We start from the raw sequence: 22,253 nt of genomic DNA on the forward strand, positions 1-22,253 counted from the left end.
TCACTTGTCATAACGAGTTATGACGTGATCTTAGAGACGTTATGACAAGCTTGAGAAATACCGAATGCGCATAACCTTATACGCGCTGTGACGCGACCCTGTGGCGAGGGGTTTTAGTGGCGGTTGAGGATCTGGTCCATGACCCAATCGGTCTTGAGCGCTTCGGCGCCCGTGGCCGGGTGCTGCGACTCGCCGCGAATGTGCGCGTTCATGCCAAGCACGTGATGCCACTGGATGTGTTCGTGATGATCGATGGTCAGGCTCAGCTGTTCATCCGCGCGCAGCTCAACCGGATGCTCATCGAACACCGAAAAACCGATGCGCCCCAGGCTGCCGATTATCTCGACCCGATCCTCACGCCGATCCGCGACAAAGCTCCAGCAGCCCATGCCTAGCGCGCCGGAGGCAAAACGCCAACTGGCACTCACCGCATCTTCCGCTGCATACAACCCAGCCTGACGCGCAGTGAAGCCGGCGACTTCGGTGATGTCGCCAAGCAGGTACTGGAACAGATCAAAGCCATGGCTGGCCAGATCGGCAAAGTAACCACCACCCGCGACCGCAGGGTCGGTGCGCCAATTGTCGCCACCGTCCAGATCCTTGGGCGACGGCGCCTTGGTCAGCGTCCAGCTAAGGTGCCGCACCTCACCGATGCGCCCCTGCTCCAGCCACTGCCGCACTTGCTGAAAGCGCGGCAACGAGCGGCGGTAGTAGGAAACGAACAGGTGCAGACCGGCAGCGGCAAACACTTGCTGCATCTCGCGGCTTTGCCCGGCGTTGAGCGCCATGGGTTTTTCCACGCAGCAATGCTTGCCGGCGGCGGCGACTTTGAGGCTGTATTCGTGGTGACTGTCGGGTGGCGTGGCGATGTACACCGCGTCCACCTCGGGATCGTTGATCAGCGCATCGACATCGGTGTAGACCCGCGCGATGCCGTGGCGTGCAGCGTAATCGGTGACCGCCTCAAGGCGTCGGCCCATCACAGCCACCAGCGCCGAACCGGGCGCCTTGTAGAAGGCCGGCCCGCTCTTGCGCTCAGCGACGCTGCCACAACCGATCATGCCCCAACGCACCACGTCCATCGTCAGTCCTTAGCCGATGCGCAACGCGCGCAAGTCGAGGTGGCCGTCCTTGAGCGGCGGGCACCAGTAGTAGCCGCCAGTGATCGGGCGGCTGATGCGATACAGACCATCGACGATGCCGTCTTCAAGTCCGCTCATGCGCCGCAGTTGTGCTTCGAAAGCGTCGAGGGAGAAACCGAATGCGAGAAACATCAGCCCGGCGCGCTCGCCTTCGATCCACGGCATCGAACGCCGCACCACGAATGCTTCCGGGGCGAAGCTTTCCTGGGCGGTACGTTTGACGTGGGCCGATACCGGGGCGTCGTCGATTTCTTCGTTGTCGCTCAGACGGCGACCCATGATGTTGTCTTTGTCTTCAGCCGACAGCGCGTGGAACCCCTTGAGGTTGTGCTGCCACTGCTGAATCGCGGCGAAACTGCCACCGACCAGACCTTCGGCGCCCTCGCCCAGCAAAGCTGCAGCGACGGCAGCTTCATCGTGCGGGTTTTCGGTACCGTCTTCATAACCGGTGAGGTCGTGGCCGTCCTTGTGGCGGAAGGCTTCCTGCATCTGCACCAGGCGCAGGGCCGGTGCCAGTGCAGCTTGCAATTCGCTGCTGCGGTTGAGCAGTTCGCCACGGTCGACACCGTGCAGCCACACCCACAGCGCGTGCTGGGTCGACGGGTTTTCCACACCGACACCGGTCATGGCCGGGAAGCTGCGCAGGCCGGCGATTTCCACGTTCAGGGCCTTGGTCAGGGATTCACCGAAACCGATCACCGCCGACTTGCCGTCCACCAGATTCATCAGGTTGTCGATCGCCTGCGGCAGCGCTTCAACCGATTGCAGGGCGAAAAAGAGATGACGTGCTTGCGATGGAACAGGGGTGGCGAGAATGCCCGGCTGGTAGTAACTCATGTCGACTCCTTGGAAAGAGCGCGGAGTTTAACTGTAGGCGGAGGGTTTGTGGGGTTTTGGATGGCGGCAGAAGCGTCCCCTCACCCTAACCCTCCCGAAACGTCGGACCGCCCGGAGGTAGAGGGGACCGATCCGGGGATATTGGAGATTTACGCCGACGTGAATCTGCTTTGGTGAATCCATAATCGACACAAAGCTTTCAGGTCGATGTATCACGCAAGACACCTCGGTCGGCCCCCTCTCCCTCTGGGAGAGGGTTGGGGTGAGGGCAATCGCGCCACGCACTCGGACTCTTCCCCGTCCAGCGCTTGAACGCCCGGCGAAAACTGCGCACATCGCTGTAGCCGACCTCTTCGGTGATGCGCTCGATGGCCATTTCCGGATTGCCCAGCAAACTCATGGTCCGTGCCTGCCGCACCTGCTCGAGCAACGCTTCGAACGTCAGCGCATGCTCAGTCAGACGCCGGCGCAACGTACGGCTGCTCATGTTCAGATCGCCGGCAATCTTCTCGATATGACTGCCGCAACTCAGATCCCGCGCAATCGCGCGCTCCACTGCCTGAATCAGATCGAGCTTCTGATGCACCTGCGCCGCTTCCAGCTCGAGCAATTTGAGCGCCTGACGCAACGCCAGCGAATGATGATTGGGCAGCTTCACATCCAGCCACTGCACATCGATGAGCATGCGATTGTGCAGACAGCCGAAACGCACATCCGGCCCGAGCAATCGCCGATATTCATCAAGGTAATCCGGTGCAGCGTGCACAAACTCCACGGCAATCGGCTTGAACCCCTCGCCCACCAACGCCCGGCCATACACCAGCAGGCTGGCGAAAAATTCTTCCACCGCAAACACCTGCACCTCGGCAAACGGCAGCCGACATTCGGCGTCGAGATATACCTGATCACCGACCACATCGACGCTCGAGACCACGATCCCGCCGGAGGTGTGCTGATGACGAATCCCCAGCGCAAAAGCATCGCGCAGGTTCTTGCACAGTGACAGCACATGCCCGAGCAAACCCAAAGTACCAAGCACATTCTGCGCGCCGACCCACAACCCCAGGCCCTGATTGGGCAAGAGCTTGAGCGCGCGCTGGATCATCGCCACCGCTTGGCGATAGGAAATCCGTTGCGCGGGATCCTGCAGATCTTCGAGGGTGAAACCCAGGCCACGGCACAGCGTGTCCGGTTGAATACCCTTGAGCTCGGCGACTTCGGCCAGGGTTTGCAGGAGAAATGGCGACACCAGCGCCAGTTCATAGGTCGGATCGACGGCTTTCATATTCATGGGGATGGACATTCCGGATCATGCTGAATTGTTATTTTTGTTACCGGTTATGTCCAAGGAAGTTAGCACAGGGTTTATCAGCTGTCCGCAGAAGTGCCCTCAAGTGTCCGCCAATACCCTGCCCTGTCGGGCGCCGAAGGCTTATTTGTATAGTGGCCGGGCGTCCTGAGCGCCGGCGGTGCGCCCAAACACAATAATAATGAGGACGGACATGAACCCGAACCGCGCGACATTCCCTTTGCGTCTTGGATTGATGCTGGTTGCCAGCGCCGCGACGTTGCCGGCACTGGCGACCGAAGCCGGCGTCGACAACATCGGCACCGGCACCGACGGATTCTTCATGCTGCCGCTGGAAGTCGACAGCCTTCCGCAGAACATGGTCGCGTTCAACCTCTACTACAACCATTACAAGGCACGGAAGCTCAACATCAGCTCGTTGGGCGGCAAGGTGCCGAATGTCGAAATCGAATCCACAGCAGTCATCCCGCGCCTCGATTACCTGAGTCCGGTGCGGATTTTCGGCGGACGCCTGGCTGGCTATATCGCCCAACCGTGGCTGAAACAGGAAGTCTCGGTGTTCGGCCTTAGCGACACCCGCGAAGGCATGGGCGACACCACCATCGCGCCGATCATCCTGTGGGACATGGGCAAGAACCTGACCCTCGGCGCCGCCGTGGAAATCACCGTGCCCACTGGCGAATACAGCGTCGATCGGCTGGCCAATACCAGCAACAATTTCTACACCTACAAGCCGTTGATCTCCTTCACCTGGCTGCCGACCGAACGCAGCGAGGTGTCGATGAAAACCACTTACAGCTTCAACGAAAAGAACAAAGACACCGACTACAAGTCCGGGCAGATTTTCCACTTCGATTATTCGGCCAGCTACAAGATCACCGACGACCTGATGCTCGGCATCAACGGCTACTACCTCAAGCAGACCACCGACGACAAACAGTTCGGCCACACCGTGCAATTTGCTGGCGAGGATGTGAACGATGGCGTACGCGGGCAAGTGTTTGCGATTGGCCCGGCGTTGCATTTCACCTTTCTAAAGTACGCCAGTGCGGAGATTCGCTGGGCGAAGGAATTTGATGTGGAGAATCGGCCGGAGGGGGAAATGTTGTGGGCGAAGGTGAGTATTCCGTATGCTTTTTGAGCGCATTTGTAGGAAAGCGCACCCGAATTTGTAGGCTGAAAACCTGAAAAACGCATTCGTGGAATACGCCTACAACGGCGGTCGAGATTGCCGGACAACTGAGGGAAACGTCCGGCAGATTTAACGGGGGCGCTTGCAGACAATGGGCTCCGTTACTCCATGGTTCTTCAACGGCTCATGGGGTGCATCGTCTGCCAGTGACGACAATGGGCCATTCCCCCCTTAGACTGCTGAGATTGCTCACGGAGATCACTATGAGCATATTACTTTCCCCGTTTTACTCTGATTTCGAATCCGAAGAAGAGGCAGAGAGCTACGATCGCTGGTTTCGTGCCAAGGTGCAGGAGGCACTGGATGATCCTAGTCCTGGCATTCCCCATGATGAAGCTATGTTAATGCTCGACCAGATGCTGGAAGAGATGCGCAGGAAGCGCCGCGCTGCTGCTTGAATGGAGCAGCAAGTCCTCACGTCAACTGGCCGACATCTTCAAATACATCGAGCAACGCAACACCAACGCTTCAATTTCGCTAAGACACAAGGTTGGTACAGCAGCACAGCGACTTTCATCAATACCATATGCTTACCGACCTGGCCGAGTACCTGGCACTCGTGAAATGGTGATTCATCCGAACTATCTGCTGGTCTATCGAGTGAATGGACGCATCAGAATACTGGCGGTACTTCACGCCCGACAAAAATACCCTCCAACTTCATCAACATAAAAAAAGGGCGACCAAAAGGTCGCCCAAAAGTACTACACGAGAGTCCTTTACAACGTCAGTTGCCCGCGCTCCTCCTCGGTCAACTGCTGTTTCGCCTGTTCATCCAGCGCCCCTGCCCCCAGCACTTGCACCGGGCTGTTCGGGTTGTAACCCGGCGTCGGCGCGCGGCTGGCGCCGTCACGCGATGGTGCCAGTTGCTCATTGCCAAAACTCAAGACCTGCACGCTGAACACCGAAGCCTGATTCTGCCGCGCCGCCGCTTGCTGCTGACGCGCGACGTCTTCTGCCGCTTGCGTTGCCGACGATGCAGCAGAACTGGCCGAGGTGATCGCACCGGTATTCACCGCCGATACCACGGGTACGCCGGTCGCTTTGCCCTGCACCGAAATGTTCGCCGCGTTGACCACCGTCAGTGCCGCAATGTTGACGTTGCCCGAGACGCGAATCCCCGCCTCCCCCGCGTCGATGGTGCCGAGCGGCGCGATCAGGTCGATGTCGCCCGGCGCGACTTCGGCAATCGGGTTTAGCGTGGCGATACCGGCGCCGGTGCTCGGCACCGACGGCGACAGCGTGACGTTGCCCCATGTGTCGTATACGCGTTTCGGCGGGGTGTAGACCACGGTGGTTTTCGAGCCGCGACCGGCGTTGATGTCGCCCTCGGCCGACCAACCCAAAATCGAGCCGCCGAACGTCGTCATGATCCGGCTCTGGCCGAGCAAAATGCTGCCCTGCGAATACAGCTGAATGTTGCCCGAACCTTGAGTGATGATCCCCGCGGTGGACGGTGGTGCCGCGCCTTCGATGCCAAACACCTGACCGCCGCCCGGTGTAAGCATCTGAATGTCGCCGCCAAACAGCGTCTTGACCCCGGCGCCACCGTATAGGGTGATGTCGCCGTCGTAGCGAATCGGATTGCCCGCCACATCGGTACTCGGGAACAGCGCCGCAATGGCGTTACGACCGCGCAGATAACTGCCGCTGCGCGGGCCGTCGGCGTCGTTGTATTCGAGGCCGCCGGCACGCAATTCGGCGAAGTACACCTGACGGGCGAAGATCGCTTGCGCACTGCTCGGCAGCGCGGCGAAGAAAGCCTGCGCCTGTTCTTGATTACCGCTGAAGCCGTAGCCGAGGGTCAGCCAGCTCTGCAGTTCGGCGAGGTAGTTTTTCACCACTTTGCCTGGTTGCCCGATCAGCGAAGCGTCCGCACGCGCCACGTTGTCCGGACGCAAATAACGCTCGATGAACCGAGCGTAATCCGGCCCCTTCGCGCCCACCCCAGCCTGCAATACCACGCTCGCACCGGGACGGCTGTCGCCCGACAACACCGGCCCGAGACTGGTGATACCGGCGCGATCCTCCATCAGGATGTTGCGTCCGGCGTTGATGTCCAGAACGCCCGGACCGGCGATATCGAAGCTGCTGTAGAGAATGTCGCGGCCGGCCGAAACCCGCGACACATCGGTCGGCCGGTCGTGGATGAACAAGTTGCCGGTGGAACTGATCGTTTGATTACCTTGGCCCATCCCGTCATTCGGTACAGCCGTTGGTTTGCCCAGATCGGTGCCCGAGGCGACGATATCGCGACCGGCGACCATCCACACCGGGCCGGCCGCTTCATACCAGTTGCGCTGTGGTACGCCGAACAGACTGAACGTCAATGTTTCGCCACTGCGCACCCCGACCAGATCCCCGGTCAAGGCATAGAACCGCGCAGGCCCTTGCACGCCACTCGAACCCGAGTAGCTATTGGCGCCAAAAGCAAACAACGGGTAACGCACGTTGCGGTCCGTGGTCACGCCGTCAGCACTGTTATTGCTGATGATTGGTTGGCTGGCAGTGTGACTGGCGAATCCGTTGAAGGACGGCGCAAACGGCGTGGCCAGCGCCGCAGGACTGGCCCCGGACTGATTGATCGCGTAACCGCCGGCGTAAATCGAATGGCCTGCCAGCAGTTCCAACTGACCCGAGTTCGACGGCGCCAGCAATAACGAGTAGTCCACCAACGGCGGCGCATTGCCCGGGCTATAAACGGCCGATGCCCCCGCATAAATCGAGCCTTGCGCCGCCACCGCACGCAGGATCGACGGATAAACGAAGCGACCGTCAGTGGGCGATGTATTGAATCGCGAAGTCAGTTGTTCGGCCAATTGCGTGCTTGGAGTCAGGTTGCCCCCGGCCGAAAACAGATCGATCGCGGTGTGATCGGTCCACAGCGAGAAACCGCTCAAGCCACCACCCGCATGGGCCACCCCGCTGGCGTCGGTAAATGGCGTGGAGTTCTGCAAGCGCACTCGCCCGGGGTCTGCGGCGCCGCCCACTACCAGATCGCCACGGGTGCTCAGGCGCATCGCCGAATCACCCGGAATCAGCACCAGACCGCCGGAGGCACTGCTCAGAGTCGAGTTGAACGGGTCGTAGGCGCGAGCCTCGCGCGGATCCTGATCCTTGGCAAACGCGCCGTAGTGCAGATTGACTCCGCCCAAGGCACTGGCGCTGATTTGTGCCGCACCACGCAGGTTGATAACGGCGCCTTGCAGATCGTGGCGCGGTACTTCCGTTCCGGTTTCCCCGGCACGGGCCTGCAGCGACGGATTAAGCGACCCTCCCAGGCGCATGTCGATATCGCCGCCGCCGGTCAATTGCAGGCTGCCATCACTGCCCACTCGTCCAGTGCTGCCGACTGCAACGATCAGACCCTGGCCACGCGGATAGCGATTGGTACGACCATCACCCACCGCATTGAGCATGCCGCCGTCCGCACCGGCACGCAGGCTGATGTTACCGCCGCCAAGGGTACCGAAACCGGTGAAACCCAGCAGATACGGCTCGGCACTCTTGCCCGACTCCGGCAGGGGCTGACTTGCATAGCTGCCGAAGTTGATCCACCAGGCAGTCGGTACATCATCGTTACCACTGCCCTGGCGCCACAGCCAGTTGCCCACCGCAACGCTCGGAACCTGCTCACGGGTATCCATGGTGATGCCGGCCTGGCGTTGCCCGACGACATCGCCCGAAACCGAACCACCGGCGCCGATCGTGAGATTGCCGCCCTGTTGCGGATACCAGGCTTGATACAAGCTGTCGCTGCCGCCATTGACCCACTTCTCGTTGTCACTGCCAGCGCTGCCCAGTACCGAGCCATCGTCCGACAGACGACCGCGAGGCTGGTTGTAACGCGCATCAACGTCGCTGGACTGCGTACCGGCGGTATATACGCCGAACGGCGAAGCCATGCTCAGATTGCCAGCGGCCAACACGTCCAGATCAGCGGCGCCCGTGCGCAACACACTGAACATTTGCGTATGGCTGGCAACCGTGGTGCCGCCTACGTTGGCAGCGCAATACGCCGGGTCAATATCACACCAGTACAGATCGTCGTCGCTGACTGGCGAGCCGGCCGGCGCGCCCATCGGATTGCCATCCGTCCACAGGAACTTGGCGGGCGCTATGCATGCACCGGGGTTTTGATCGCACTTGTACAGATCTTCGTCTTTGACGACCTCGCCGGGCGTCTGCCCCAACCCATTATTTTCGGCCCAGACGGTATCGAGTTTTTTGGTAGAGATCAGCATCCCGTAGTGAGTGTCCGCCAGACGCAAGTGACCCTCGCTGGTCAACGGCTTCACGCTGCGACTGTCGGCAGCGTCAAGATCTGCCCCCGCCACCACACGCATCGACCACGACGTGCTGCCAGCCGGCAGCATGCTCGCCACCGCCCAGTTGCGCCCCTGTTGCGTGCCGTTCAACGGGCGCAGGTCGATGAATACCGTGCCGTCGGCCAGCACCACGTCAGTCATCGACGGAATCAGCGAGCCGCGCAGCAGCTCCAGTGATCCGCTGAGCTTCACGCCAATGACACTGTTATCGGCGAACGCGCCTGGCAGTGGCACGCCTTTGGGCCAGAGCATGGCTTGCATTTCGGTCGCCGCGTTCAGGCGGATGCCGGCACCCAGGCGGCTGCCCGCCGGCAGCGTCACGCTGTCGCCGAGCAAGGTCCCGGCGGCGTACAGCAGATTGCCCGATGCGTCGTGCACCGCACCTGCCAACACCGTTCCGGCGCTCAAGGTGTAAGGCCCGGCCAGAGTACTCTCGGTCGGCAACAGTGTGCCGCTGACCAGTGTCGTCGCTTGAATCGGCAAGTCGTAATTGAGCGTCGTGCCCTGAGGAAACAGCGTGCCTTCTGCGAGCGTCACTCCCGCGCCAGGCACGATCAGATCGCCGCCAAACGGCTGCACGCCCGGCACCAGTTTCCATCCGGCGTCGTCGACGGTTTCCGGCGGCGGTGCGAAACCGTCGTTGATGCTGCCGTAGATATCGAGATTGCCGCCAGCGCGGATCACCAGGCTGCCGGACTCGCCGGAACCGTACACCGCGGTTTTCTGCGTATGCGGATTGAGGCTGGCGTAGCGGTAGCCGGAGAGGTCTAAATCGCCCTGCACGACGAGGTCGCCATCAGCGCTGTGACTGGCGATTTCCACGCCGGGCCGCAGATGGAACGCATCGACGTACGTCGCGTTGTTCAGTCCGGCCAGTTTGCGTTGCAGCAAATCGCTGTTAGCCAGCGCGGCATCGATGAATGCGCTGCTATCGCCGTGAATGCGCTCCAGATACGCCTGATCGATCACTTGATACGGCCGACCGCTGGCCACCGGATCACCACCATCGGCGGCATCGGTGTAGCGTCGAGTGGCGTTGAGGCCGATCGAGCGTGCGCCCTGAATGTCCAGCGCACCGCTGGCGTCGATGGCGATATCAGCGCTGCCGATGCGTGGCGCATTCAGCTCCAGCGTGCCGCGCGGCAAGCCATCGTTTTGTGCTGCCAGAGTGCCCAGCGGCGCGTCGGTGCCGTGGCGCAAATCGAAGCGTGCTCCGGACGCCAGCGTCAGCAGGCCATCGCCGGAATTGAGTTCAACCATCGCCCGGTTCGGCGCATCGATGATCTTGCCGTAGCTGTCGACCCGCAATACGCGGCCATGTGCGTCGAGCACGGCATTGCCGGCCACGCTCAGGCCGTTTTTGCCGGACAGGCGAATGCTGCCGACCCGTTCGCCACTGGCGTCGATCAAGCCGTTCACGCTCAGGCTGCCGTTGTCCAGCGAGACATTTACCTCGCCGGCCTTGAGCCCGTCACCGATCAGCAGATCGCCCTGTTTGAGCTGGAAGCTGCGGCTGCCAAACACCTGCCCGGCGTTCAAACGCTGATTGAGCGCGGCAAACGCCTCGTTCAACTCACTGCCCAAGCGCTGCGCACGAATGTCCACGCCCGCAGATTTGTACGGCACCAGCGTGCCACCGGCATCGTAATAACCACTGCTGGCGCCAAGGATCTCGCCTTGCAGATCGACCACGCCCGCATCCGCCGCCAGCGCCACGGCGCTCAGATTGCCGGCCTGGTTGTTGCGCGCCGACAGGTCTATGCGCGAGCCACTGGCCTGACGAATGTTGCCACCGCTGCTGTACAGCGCCACGTCGCCGCCCCAGCTGTACTTGCTGATGTCGTTGAACGGCAAGGTGCGCCCGGCCATGTCCAACTGCGCGGCAGCGGTCAAGGTCAGATCGTCCTCGGACTTGACTACCAGTTTGCCGCTGGCCAGTGCAATGCGGCCGTCGAGCAACACGTTGCGCGCTTCAAGCGTCAGCTCCGCGCCGAGGGCGTCGGCCAATGCCGAATTCGCCGCGCCGCTCAACGTCAGGTTGCCGCCCGCCTTGAGCAGATTGACCGAGGCCGCTTCACCGGTGAGCAACGGCGTGCGCAGGTTGAGGTTGCCGCCGCTGTAGGCGTAGCCGGTCAGCGGATCGTAAACGCCTTGCGTCTGATACACCGCCAGGCTGCCCTTGTGATTGGCGGTGATACGCTCGCTGGCGATGAGATTGACGTTGCTGAAACCCAGTGCCAGACGATTGTTCTGATCCAGCCCGTTGGGTTGCGGGTTCGGGCCATAGCCGAACTCGATGCGTTGCGCCTCGACATTCAGCGTGCCGCGGCCTGTACCGGCACCACCGCTGGCTACTGCCCCCGGCGCCTGAGTCGCGCCGTTCCAGATCAGGTTGGCAGTACGAATGGTCGCCACATCGCTGGCTTCGCCCATGCCATAAATGGCTGGAGTGGCAAGTACCAGGTTTTGCAGACGACTGACGCCGGTCTGTGGGTCGAGCGTATCGAGGGTGACGTTACCGAAGAAGTTGAACGAGTCGCGAGTGGTCAGGCTCAGGGTTTCCAGAGCCGGGGCAGCGAATTGCGTGTCGCCGCGCAACAGACGGTCCAGCACGTTCTGGTTCAGGGTCAGGCCACTCGGCACGCGACCGGCCGCCGCCAGCGCGTCTGCGCTGCCCGCATTGACTGCGCCCACCGCGAGGGACAGGTGACGAGTACCGAAGCGCACGGATTCGTTCAGTTCGAACTGTTTGTCGGTGGCGGCGGTAATGCTGCCATTGGAATAGAGCTGTGTTGACGAGGTGCACGCCTGTGCTGCGCAAGTGCCGATGCGGATGCTGCCGGCCCCGTCGATATCGTTCCCGACCGCGGGTGCGAGCATGTTGGTCCAGCCATTGGACACCATCAACAGACTGGCGGCGCCCGGCTCATAAATGAAGCCATCCGTGGAGTCGTAAGGCGCGTCACCGCGGCCGAGCGTGTTGATGCCCGCCCCCGCTTCAAGGGTGATACCGCCGCTCGCGCTGGTGGTGCGCAATATCACTTCCGGTGCGGACAACATTGCCCCGTTGCGCAGGATGATGTTGGAAGCATCACCGACAAACCGGATGAAGTTACCCGTCGAGCCGTATTCAACCGTCGGCGTCGCGCCGAGGGTCAGACGACCCGCATTCAGCCGATTGAGGCTGTCGGCATACAGCGAAATGCCGGCAAAGTCTGGCGTGCGCGACTGGCCCTGAGCGAGTATTTCAAATTCCCCTCCGGTCACAACAGCGGTCCCGGCCACGCCGCCTGCGCTCGGGGCAAACAGTGCCTGGCCCTGGAAATTCAGGCCAATGGCGTGCTGATCGCCGGCAACCAGTTGCAGCTTGAGCATCTTCGCATCCATCGGTGCCAAGGCACGCGGCACGCCACGCCGGGCGGCATCGCTCTGCACGAACTGGGTGAAACTGGTTTCGTTGTACTGCGAATAGCGGCGTAACACATCGGCCGACGTCAGGATCACTTGACTGGCCAGACTGTCGCGCAGACCGCTGTTGGCGATCGACATCAACCCCGAACCGGCCCACGAGCCATCGCGCATTTTCAGCGCAGCGCCAGTCGCGCCCGGTGTCGCCTGAGCGTTGACTTCGACCCGGAACGCTCCCGGCAACAAGGCAAAGGTCGAGGGCAGCAAGGTGTAGGTGCCAGCGGCCAGACCCGGAACGCCGGCACCGATGGTGATCTGTTGGCCGAGCCGCGGATCGCTGGCACCGGCCTCTGCGAGCACCGGAGCAAAGGCACTCTGATTGCCCGGCACAATGGCGTACACCGGATTGCTGCTCAGCCCCGGCAAACTGAAAGTGCCGTCGCTGGCATTGCGCACCAACGGACTGAAGCGGGCATCGGTAGAGCCGCCACGCCCGGAGACAAATCCGCTGCCGCGCAAATCGCCGCCACCGGACAAATCAATCAGCGCGCCGCTTTGCACATCGACGTACTGGCCGGTGAGCGTCACGCCATTCAAGTCTCCGGCCACCCCGTTGAGCGCCACCGACTTGCCGTTATAGCGATAGTCGATGCCGTCGGTGGTGCCGCCATACGGCATCACCAGGCCAGCGCCGCTGACGGAGGTGACGCTGCCAGGCAACAGATGCAGTTCGTGGGTGTTCATCAGCAGGTTTTCACCGAGCGTGATCAAACCCAGCGGGGCACGAATGACACCGCCCTGCTCGATTGTCCCGGCCGCCAGCAGCAGGCTGCCAAACGCCGAATAAGGCAGCGCTTGCGGCGCCGGGCCGTGACCGCTGATGCGCAAGGTGCGCTCGAAACCGGCAACCTGGATCGGCCCTTGATAACCGGCGCGGATGTCGGCGGAAACGCCGGTCGCAGGGTAAATCTGCGTGGCGCGCAGATTCAGATCGCCAGCGGTCCACAAGCGCGAGCTGCGTTCGTTGTCCGTCGGCGCGAGGAAGCGCATGTCGCCACGGCTGTCGAGGGTGACCTGATCAAAACCGCTCCGGGTGACCAGACTGGTCGGCGCGTCGAGCTGGGCAATCGAGCCTGCGGTGCCGAACGACAGGGTGTTGCTCAAATCGAGCAGATCGGCCGTGGCGGTGAATTGGGCGTTTGCCACCTGCGTGGTCGGGTTGGCCATGACCCTTGGGCGGATGGCGACATCCGAAGCCAGATACAAACCCAACCCCGAAAGGCGCATGTAAGGCGCCGCCAGATTGACACGGGCCGTGTCGCTGGATGCCTCGGCCAGAGAGATTGAGCCAGCGTACAGATTCAGACTTTGATTCATGCGCAGATCGACATCGCCGGCAAACGTCAGCAAGCCATTGCTCAACAGGCTCAGGTGGTCAAAACCACCTGACATCAAGTTGTCCGCGATCAAGCGAGTCTGGCCATAGCGCAGCAACGCAGCACTTTCACCGGGTTGCAAATCCGCTGGCAACAACGCGCCGCCCGGCCCTTGGCCAATGATGATTTCACGCGGAGCACGCACCTCGTTACTCGCCAGGTTGCGGTTGTACAACGGCGCTTCCAGGGCGATTTCGAGGCGCCCACCCGACTTGCCTGCGCCTCCCGCAGTCGCTTTCAACTGGCCGTCAATGAACAAGCCATTGTAAGAACTCAAGGCGATGCGGCCGCCATCGGTGGCGACGACGGTCGGCCCGACGCCGGCGATATCCAGCGTCGCTTGCGTCCCGGAGGCATCCAGACGCGCACCGTCGCGCACGATGACGTAGGCATCGGCAGAGGTCGCGGTGATCTTCTTCGAGTCGATCTCGCCGCCGACAATGATGCTGCCGCCCTTGCCCACCTGACCGTAAACCCGGCCCAGCGTATCGCTGGCAGTGAACGCGCGTCCGGCGACATCCAGCACCGCGTGCTCACCGATCCAGATCGAACGGTTGTGGGCGATCGGGTCGGCGTTCTGCAAGACGCTGGCCACGTCCATCGAACCAAATTGTTGCTGGCGGATATCAATGGTGCCGCCCCACGCGTTCAATTCACCGTCAACGGTGATCTGTCCGGCACCGCGCAACGTGATGCGTTGACCGGGATCGACGCTGATCCGCGCGCCCTGGCCGACCGACAGCGCGCTATGGGCAGGATCGATCAGGCTGGCTACGCTCGGCCCGGCTTGCAGCGACAGACTGGCACCGCCGCGCTGAGTCAGAACGCCTTTGATCGGGTTTTCCTGAACCAGGCTTGGCGTCCACAACTGCAGCGCGGTGTGTGGATCGACGCCACTGGCCTGACTCGCCGCCGCGTCGCCAAAACGGTAGACCGGCATCACTACATCGACTTGCGTACCGTCAGTCACTCGCAGTCCATTCAGACCGGTGACGCTGTACGCGGAAAAACCCTTGCTGAACAGACTCGGCGCCAGTTGCAGAGTGCGCTCGGCCAGTGCATCGCTGGACTCACCGATGCGTACGCTGTTGGCCTGCAGCGTCAGGCTGCCACCGCCCGTCACGCCGTAACCACGCACCTCACCGTCAAGGCTTAATTGCGCCTGCCCCGGCGCTGTGAGTGCGCTGGATTCGAGGGTCACATCGCCGCCCTTGCCACCACGGGTCTTGCCATTGGCCAACACCGCGCCGCCCGAGGACACGTCCACCAGACTCCTCGCGGCCAGGCTGATGTCACCGCTGCTGCGCAGCGACACCAGCCCGCCGTTGAGATAGGCGAGGCTGTTCACGTCATTCGGGTTGCTGCGCAGATTGCTCCACAGACCGCGAGTATCCAGTTGCACACCTTCTGCAACCGCCACACTGGCGCGGGTTCCGCTCGGCACAGTGATCCCGGCATTGCCTGCCAGGACATCGCCCAGATGCAGGCTGCCACCCCGCGCGATCAGGTCAGCATTGACCTGAACTTGCGGCCCGAACAGGGTGATATCGCCACCCGCATCAACCGTCACGGTCTGGTTGACGTCGATGGATTGCCTGGCCGAAACCTTCAGCGCGCCAAGGCGAAAGCCGTTGACCAGATCACTGTCGAGAAACAGCTTGCCGAGACGCGCCTGGGCCACGGCATCGCTCAGGCCGGGAACCGTGAGTGCGGCAGCGTGCTCGCCACCGATCTGCACCTGATCAAGCACTGGCGCGAATTCGTACAGCAGACCGCCAGCCGTCGCCGACCAGGCCGGATCGTACTGACCGACGATCAACTGCGCCCGGCGCGCCAGTGCGGTCTGACTCTGCTCATAGCCGTCGAGCACGGCGCGCGGGGTTTGCGTCTGGCGTTCGCCCTGGAACACTTCGCCGACGACTTGGCCATCCACCAGCGCGTTGCGCGTGCCAATCACCAGTTGCCCGGCATCGCGGCCGACGGTATAGCCCGATTCCCGACGCGATCGCGGGGCGATCAGCGGGTTGTAGAACACCTGCGTCTGGCCCCAGCGCTCGCTGCTGTCTTCATAGCCTTTGTACAGCCCGGTGTAGAGCAGATCCCCCGGTGCTCGCGACACTTCATATAAATGCCCATCGGCGCCACGCAACCAGCTCTGGCGAATCTCGCCGCTCTGCACATCGAGGGTGCCGCCGGACAGGTTGATCAGCGAACCTTTCTCGCTCACCACGTCGTTGCCGCTGAAATTCACGGTGCCGCCCTGCGCCATCCACTCTCCGATGCGGTGGCTTTGGGTGCCGAGATAACCACCGACTTCGAGCAATCCGCCGGCGGTGTACCAACGGTCTGTCGCGTAACCATTAGTGCCGGCCGGCACGTACACCAGCTCCCGCACATCGACCCAGATATCGTTGCTGTTGAGCGCACCGCCCTCACGGTTGAGCGGCGCATCGCGTTGCTCGTTGCCCTGCACATTGATCTTGATGTTGTTGGCTTCCATCGCGACTTTCACGCCAACCGCGCCCGACACATCAATCACCGCGCCGTCGCGCACCAGACTGCGGCGCCCCGCCGCCACCGCCACCTGGCCACCGGTGGCCAGCGTGATCGAGCCGTTCTGAAACTCGACACTGCCACCGCTGCCGATCTCCACACGCGACTGGTCACTGCGAATCCGGTTGTTCGCGCTGACGGCGCTCAACGCGGCGTCGCGCTGGCTGTCGAGGGCGGTCAGATCGCTGCTGTCGAGCAGGATTGCGGTGACGCTGGCCTGGCCGAGCGTCACGCTGCCATCAGCGTCGGATGCAGGGTTGAGCAAGTGCACGGTGCCACGCGTCGCCACCGAAGTGCTGGCCAGCAACACGCCGTTCTGCAGCACCTCATGACCGGTCAGGGTGATGTCACCGGTCGCGGCCTGAATCAAGCCGCTGTTGCTGACTTTGCCGGCTACCGCCCCGGCCTTGAAGCCAGGTCTGACTTCGTTGCCGAAGGTGCTGGACAGCGCATTGCCTTCGGTGCCCGAACCTTTGCGGATGTAGAAGCGATCACCGGCGCCAAGTACGGTCTGGCCCTTGGGTGTGCTGATGCTGCCGTCGTTGTGCACTTCGTTGCCCAACAGCAAGGCATATCCACCCGCGTCGGTGGACAGCGCCGGCTTATGCGTCTGGATGGAGGCACCACGCTCCACCAGCACTTTGCCGGCGGCGTCGGTGAAGGTCGGCTGGCTGGCGTTGCTGTCGAAGTACAGACCACGGTCGCGGAACTGGATGTCGGTGATATTGGCCGCAGCGGCCACCAGATTGCGCACGTTGACCTGGCTGCTGCCGCTGAACACGATGCCGTTGCGGTTGATCAGCATCACCGTGCCGTCGCCCTTGATCTGGCCCTGGATCTGACTGGCGCGCGCGCCCGGATCGTTGACCCGGTTGAGCACCGCCCAGTTTGCTTGTTGAGCGAATTCGACCGTGGTGTTACGCCCGACGTTGAAGGTTTCCCAGTTGAGAATCGCTTTGTCCGCGGTCTGCTCGATCTTCACCGTGGTCTTGCCGTCAGCCTGGGTTTGCTGCGGGCCTTTGGCGTTCTGCCAACCCTGCGCCAGGCTGTTATCGACCTGCAAACCACCCGCGCCCAGACCATCCGGCACCAACTGGACTGAACCCAAGGCTGCCGCACGCCCGGCGGCTTGTGCGGCCTGCTGCGCCGCAATCGCCGCCACGGTGTTGTTAAGGGTCTGCAATGAGCGCTGCAATTGCTGATTGGCTCTCTGTTGCTGGGCCAGCGGTGGCGTCATCCCCGGCAATCCGCCAACACTTGGCCGCGCGGCGGCTGCCTGTTGTGCGGCACCCTTGGCGGCAAACCATCCCGAATTAAACGCCGTTTGCGCCTGCGCACTGCCCGCCACCAGACACAACGCCACCGCGTGCGCCAGTGGCTTGAGCAGCCACAGCGCCGGGTCGGCGAGCTCACGCTTGAGCATCTGGGCACGGGTACTGCGACGGGATGGGCGAGCGAGCATCACTACGAGATCCTTTTTGATTGCCACACGAAGCTGCAGGCCAAGCAAAAACCTGCTGTTACGACATAGGCAGTTGGCGAGGTGCGCGACCGAACGGATGTCACACAATCTTCATGATCGGGGTGTAAATCGGCGAAAAAAAGACAGCAGCCCGAGGGCTGCTGTCTTTGGGTCCAGCTTGAAACAATGCTTACAAAGGACGACCAACAGCGTTGCACACGCTGGTGTTGTTGATGTCCAGGTTGAAGCCGGTGGAGTTGGTGACGAAGTTGGCGGTCACTGCAGTTTTCCAGCCAGTTGGAACCGGGATGAAACCGTGAGCGGCGGTGGCCGCAGCGTTACCCGGAGTGCTGTAGTGCTGGGTCAGGAACGCTTTGACATCAGCGGCCACGGCTGCGTCCTTGTAGCATTGGCCGAAGATGAGGTTGGTGTAAGCGGCCATTGCATAACCGCTGGTAGGGTTGGCAACTACCGGAGACCACTTGGACGGGTCGGCAGCGTTGACTGCGGTGGCCGGTACCGGGACCGATGCCAGTGCAGCGTTGACGTTGGCGCTGGTTGGCTGAACGCCGTTGATGCGGGCAACCACAGCGTTGCTCGAAGCGTTGACACCGTCCGGACCGACATAACCGATGGAGCCGTCAACCGCGTTCACCGCAGTGGCAACGTCAGAGGTGTTGACCACGCCTACCCAGTTGGACGGCACAGCGGAACCCGCTGGCAGACGTGCGTTGGTGAACGTGGTGTTGACCGCGAATTTGGTCGGGCAGATCGAGTTCAGGTGACGGCTGAGGATTTCGGTGGTACCGCTCGAAGCGGTGCGATAAACAACGCGGATTGGGGTGGTGTCGGAGGTACCCAACAGCGCGCCCCAGGTAACCTTGGTGCCCGACAAGGCGTCACACAGCTGAGCACTGGTCAGGTTGAGGGTGGTGTTGCCGGCTTTTTTGTAAGGGATGGCCACCGAAGTCGCTACCGATGGCAGCTGGATCAGCGGACCGAACGAGGCACCAAAGTTAGTGGCGTAGGTGCTCAGTTCGTTAGTGCTGAGAATCGAGTCGCTGGCGGCGAAGTGCACAGTACCGGTGGTGCCGAACTGCGAAGCGGTGTTGGTCAGGAAAGCACTTTTGCCGATGCCGCTACCGGTTACGGCGTAGCTGAAGTTGGCAGGCAGAATGCTGTTGGCAGAGCCTTTGTACAGAGCGGCAGGCAGTGAAGCGCCACCACCGGTTACGGCCATGGCCTGGGCGGATGCCAGAGCGGCGACAGTCAGTGAGGCTGCGATCAGAGTGCGCTTGAACATGAAGAATCTCCTTTTCAACTCGGTTTTTTGGAACACAGGGATGGTTGCGTCGCACTGAGAAATTCGCAGTTTCCGGTGACAGATAAAGGAAAAAACCTCGGGAGCTGCGAGGTGATTTTCGAGGGGGTTTCTCGGGTGTTTGTGGGGATCTTCGCTGGGTCTGTCGCAATGTTTTCGCGCAGATCAGCCACAGGCCTTGAAGGGCCGTTGCAGATGACACAAAGGTGAACCCGAGGATGGCCGGATCGGCGCTCGGGTGATGCTCAGGCTGGTGAAATAAACCTGAATTTTTTATTGCTCAAACTGGCGCTATCGCTGGCAAGCCAGCTCCCACAGTGGCCAGCGCTGTTAATGCAATCTCCTACACAACACAAAAACCTGTGGGAGCTGGCTTGCCAGCTCCCACAGTGGTCAGCGCTGTTAATGCAATCTCCTACACAACACAAAAACCTGTGGGAGCTGGCTTGCCAGCGATGGCGTCAGCCCAGGCAACATCAAGTAAACAGACACACCACTATTGGACGAGTTGATTGATCTCGATGATCGGCAACAACACCGCCATCACAATCACCAGCACCACCGCGCCCATCACCACAATCATCAGCGGTTCAAGCAGCGCGGTCATGCCCATCGCCCGCCGTTCGATATCGCGCGACAAGGTTAGCGCCGCCCGCTCCAGCATCGGCGGAAGCGCACCGGTTTTCTCGCCGCTTGCAATCAGGTGGATCAGCACCGGCGGAAACACGTTCTCCACGCGCAGCGCCGCCGCGAGATTAACGCCCTCGCGCACTTTGGCCGTGGCCTCGCTCACGCTCAGGCTCAGGCGGTCGTTAGACAAGGTTTGTCGCGCCGCTTCCAATGCTCTTAACAAAGGCACACCAGCGCCGCCGAGAATCGCCAGGGTCGAGGCAAAACGCGCAGTGTTCAGGCCCAATATGAAACGCCCGATCAAAGGCAACTTGAGCACCCGATGATGCCAGGCCAAGCGCGCCGCCGGGTTACGCAGATACAAGCGCCAACTCCAGAAAGCCCCCGCCATGACCGCCGCACACAACCAGCCCCAACTACGAATGAAGTCACTCGCGGTGAGCATCGCCAGCGTCAACCCCGGCAGATCCTGCCGCGCTTGGGAAAACGCACTGACCACCTGCGGCACCACGTAGCTCAACAGAAAAATCACAATACCGATCGACACCAGCCCGACCACGCCGGGGTAGATAAACGCGGTGAGAATCTTGCCGCGCAGGTTGTTGCGCTCCTCGATGTAATCCGCCAGTCGTTCCATGACCTGCGCCAGATCGCCAGACTCCTCTCCCGCCGCAATCAACGCCCGATAGATCTCGGGAAAATCCCGTGGCCGCGCCGCCAGCGCTTCGGCCAGACGCATCCCGCTGCGCACATCTGCCCGCACGCCGCTAAGGGTATGCGCGATGTGTTTTTTCTCGGCTTGCTCAACCGTGGCGCTCAGCGCGGCTTCCAGCGGCAGACTGGCGCCGAGCAGGCTCGACAGCTGCCGCGTGGCCCAGGCCAGATCGTTATCCGAGAGCTTGGCGCTGAACAATCCGCCGCCACTGTGGTTGGAGACATTGCTCTCCTTGGCGACCGATAACGCGGTCAAACCCCGGCCGCGCAACACGCCGAACGCGGCGCTCTGGCTGTCGGCCTCCAGATGCCCGGATTCGATCTTGCCGTTGGCGTCGGCCGCTTCAAAACGATAGCGATTCATCAGGCGTCTCGTGTCACGCGCAGGATTTCTTCGGGAGCGGTGGCGCCACTGCGAATCCAGCGCTCACCGTCCTCGCGCAGGCTGAACATCCCGGCCTTGTTCGCCGCCGCACGCAAGGCCTGCTCCCCTGCCCCTTGGTGAATCAGGGTGCGGATGTCGTCGTCGATGCAGAACAATTCGTGGATGCCGGTGCGGCCGCTGTAACCGGTTTGATTGCACGACGCGCAGCCGACCGGGCGCCAGGTTCCGGGCGCGACAGGGTCTTCCTGTTTGCACTGATTGCACAGCCGTCGCACCAGCCGTTGGGCCAAAACCCCAAGCATGGAAGACGCAAGCAGAAACGGCTCAACGCCCATGTCGATCAGGCGATTGACCGCCGACACCGCGTCGTTGGTGTGCAAGGTCGCCAGCACCAAGTGACCGGTCAGCGAGGCCTGCACCGCGATCTGCGCGGTTTCCAGATCGCGGATTTCGCCGATCATGATGATGTCCGGGTCTTGTCGCAGAATCGCCCGCAGCGCCAAGGCGAAGGTCATGTCGATCTTGGCGTTGACCTGAATCTGGCTGATCCCCGGCAGGTCATATTCGACCGGATCTTCGACGGTGAGGATGTTGCTGGTGCTTGCATCGAGTCGCGCCAGTGCGGCGTAAAGGCTGGTGGTTTTGCCGCTGCCGGTCGGGCCGGTGACCAGCACGATGCCGTGGGGCTGGCGGATCAGGTGATCGAGTTTGGCCAGCACCTGCGCGTCCATGCCCAGAGTTTCGAGGTGCAGGCGGCCGGCCTGCTTGTCGAGCAGGCGCATCACCACACGTTCGCCGTGGCCGGTGGGCACGGTGGAAACACGAATATCGATCGGCCGCCCCGCCACCCGCAACGCGATGCGACCATCCTGCGGCAGACGTTTTTCGGCAATGTCGAGTTGCGCCATGATCTTGATCCGCGACACCAGCGCACCGTGCAGCGCCTTGCGCGGCGAGACCACATCGCGCAGGGTGCCATCGACCCGGTAGCGCACAACCGAATGGGTTTCGAACGGTTCGATATGAATGTCACTCGCCTCATCGCGCGCTGCTTGCGTAAGCAAGGCGTTGATCATGCGAATCACCGGGGCGCCGTCCTGGGTGTCGAGCAGATCGGTGATTTCCGGCATGTCCTGCAGCATACGGTCGAGATCGACCTCGTTTTCCGCCGCGCCGACCACCGCTGCCGCACTGCCGGTGTCAGCGTAAGCCGCCGCGAGCAGGCCGTCGAGTTCGTCATCCCGCACCCGCTCGACCGGCGCCGCGCCGAACTGGCGGCGCACCTCGCTGATCGACCAGCCGGGCGTGGACGGGCACACCGTCAACACCCCGTCCCGCAACAGAATGCGCTGCGCCTTGGCCCAGACATAAGGCAAAACACTCATCCTCCAATCTCCAGACAATCCCCTGTGGCGAGGGAGCTTGCTCCCGCTCGGGGGCGAAGCACCCGTAAATCCAGCATGCTCGGTGTGCCTGCAAACATTCGGTTGCAGGGTTTGGGTCTGCTGCGCAGCCCAGCGGGAGCAAGCTCCCTCG

The 22,253-nt window shown here is 61.9% G+C and carries 10 protein-coding genes; 3 read left to right on the top strand and 7 right to left on the bottom strand.

The window, feature by feature from the left end; genetic code table 11:
• Positions 1-113: 113 nt before the first annotated feature.
• The 3 genes from ACP7EE_RS20860 to ACP7EE_RS20870 all read right to left on the bottom strand — a co-directional run bounded on the left by ACP7EE_RS20860 (position 114) and on the right by ACP7EE_RS20870 (position 3,270).
• Positions 114-1,082, bottom strand: coding sequence for a Gfo/Idh/MocA family protein (locus ACP7EE_RS20860; protein WP_426236389.1), 969 nt, complete (start codon positions 1,080-1,082; stop codon positions 114-116).
• Positions 1,083-1,091: 9 nt separating this feature from the next.
• The gene (locus ACP7EE_RS20865) at positions 1,092-1,979 is read right to left on the bottom strand and encodes a Dyp-type peroxidase (RefSeq protein ID WP_426236391.1); all 888 of its coding nucleotides are present in this window, start codon (positions 1,977-1,979) and stop codon (positions 1,092-1,094) included.
• 199 nt (positions 1,980-2,178) lie between these two features.
• Positions 2,179-3,270 carry an AraC family transcriptional regulator gene (locus ACP7EE_RS20870; protein WP_426236393.1) on the bottom strand — a complete coding sequence of 364 codons (1,092 nt, stop codon included), beginning with the start codon at positions 3,268-3,270 and terminating at the stop codon, positions 2,179-2,181.
• A gap of 211 nt (positions 3,271-3,481) precedes the next feature.
• Between ACP7EE_RS20870 and ACP7EE_RS20875 the strand changes: the two genes are divergently transcribed.
• From ACP7EE_RS20875 to ACP7EE_RS20885, 3 genes are all read left to right on the top strand, one after another.
• Entirely contained in the window at positions 3,482-4,429 is a 948-nt protein-coding gene (locus ACP7EE_RS20875) for a SphA family protein (RefSeq protein ID WP_426236396.1), read from the top strand.
• A gap of 254 nt (positions 4,430-4,683) precedes the next feature.
• A complete protein-coding gene (locus ACP7EE_RS20880) occupies positions 4,684-4,878 on the top strand; it encodes a stability determinant (RefSeq protein ID WP_426206446.1) in 195 nt (64 codons plus the stop codon).
• Positions 4,879-4,924: 46 nt separating this feature from the next.
• On the top strand, positions 4,925-5,152 hold the full coding sequence (locus ACP7EE_RS20885; RefSeq protein WP_426206477.1) for a type II toxin-antitoxin system RelE/ParE family toxin: 228 nt from the start codon (positions 4,925-4,927) through the stop codon (positions 5,150-5,152).
• Positions 5,153-5,199: 47 nt separating this feature from the next.
• Here ACP7EE_RS20885 and ACP7EE_RS20890 read toward each other — a convergent pair whose 3' ends face one another.
• The 4 genes from ACP7EE_RS20890 to gspE form a co-directional block, all read right to left on the bottom strand.
• Positions 5,200-17,667, bottom strand: a complete 12,468-nt coding sequence (locus ACP7EE_RS20890; protein ID WP_426236398.1) for a filamentous haemagglutinin family protein — start codon at positions 17,665-17,667, stop codon at positions 5,200-5,202.
• A 190-nt stretch (positions 17,668-17,857) separates the two neighbouring features.
• On the bottom strand, positions 17,858-18,970 hold the full coding sequence (locus ACP7EE_RS20895; protein ID WP_426236400.1) for a substrate-binding domain-containing protein: 1,113 nt from the start codon (positions 18,968-18,970) through the stop codon (positions 17,858-17,860).
• Between the two features lie 514 nt (positions 18,971-19,484).
• Positions 19,485-20,696: a type II secretion system inner membrane protein GspF gene (gene gspF / locus ACP7EE_RS20900; RefSeq protein WP_426236402.1), complete on the bottom strand. Its 1,212-nt coding sequence runs from the start codon at positions 20,694-20,696 to the stop codon at positions 19,485-19,487.
• Positions 20,696-22,102, bottom strand: coding sequence for a type II secretion system ATPase GspE (gene gspE, locus ACP7EE_RS20905; RefSeq protein WP_426236404.1), 1,407 nt, complete (start codon positions 22,100-22,102; stop codon positions 20,696-20,698). Before gspE ends, gspF begins: the two co-directional genes overlap by 1 nt.
• Positions 22,103-22,253 lie beyond the last annotated feature (151 nt).

This window comes from Pseudomonas sp. TWP3-2 (assembly GCF_049897765.1).
Taxonomy (GTDB): Bacteria; Pseudomonadota; Gammaproteobacteria; order Pseudomonadales; family Pseudomonadaceae; genus Aquipseudomonas.

Coding starts and splice junctions, on each gene's coding strand:
- ACP7EE_RS20860 (WP_426236389.1), bottom strand. CDS start 1,082: ATGGACGTGGTGCGTTGGGGCATGATCGGTTGTGGCAGCGTCGCTGAG.
- ACP7EE_RS20865 (WP_426236391.1), bottom strand. CDS start 1,979: ATGAGTTACTACCAGCCGGGCATTCTCGCCACCCCTGTTCCATCGCAA.
- ACP7EE_RS20870 (WP_426236393.1), bottom strand. CDS start 3,270: ATGAATATGAAAGCCGTCGATCCGACCTATGAACTGGCGCTGGTGTCG.
- ACP7EE_RS20875 (WP_426236396.1), top strand. CDS start 3,482: ATGAACCCGAACCGCGCGACATTCCCTTTGCGTCTTGGATTGATGCTG.
- ACP7EE_RS20880 (WP_426206446.1), top strand. CDS start 4,684: ATGAGCATATTACTTTCCCCGTTTTACTCTGATTTCGAATCCGAAGAA.
- ACP7EE_RS20890 (WP_426236398.1), bottom strand. CDS start 17,667: ATGCTCGCTCGCCCATCCCGTCGCAGTACCCGTGCCCAGATGCTCAAG.
- ACP7EE_RS20895 (WP_426236400.1), bottom strand. CDS start 18,970: ATGTTCAAGCGCACTCTGATCGCAGCCTCACTGACTGTCGCCGCTCTG.
- gspF (WP_426236402.1), bottom strand. CDS start 20,696: ATGAATCGCTATCGTTTTGAAGCGGCCGACGCCAACGGCAAGATCGAA.
- gspE (WP_426236404.1), bottom strand. CDS start 22,102: ATGAGTGTTTTGCCTTATGTCTGGGCCAAGGCGCAGCGCATTCTGTTG.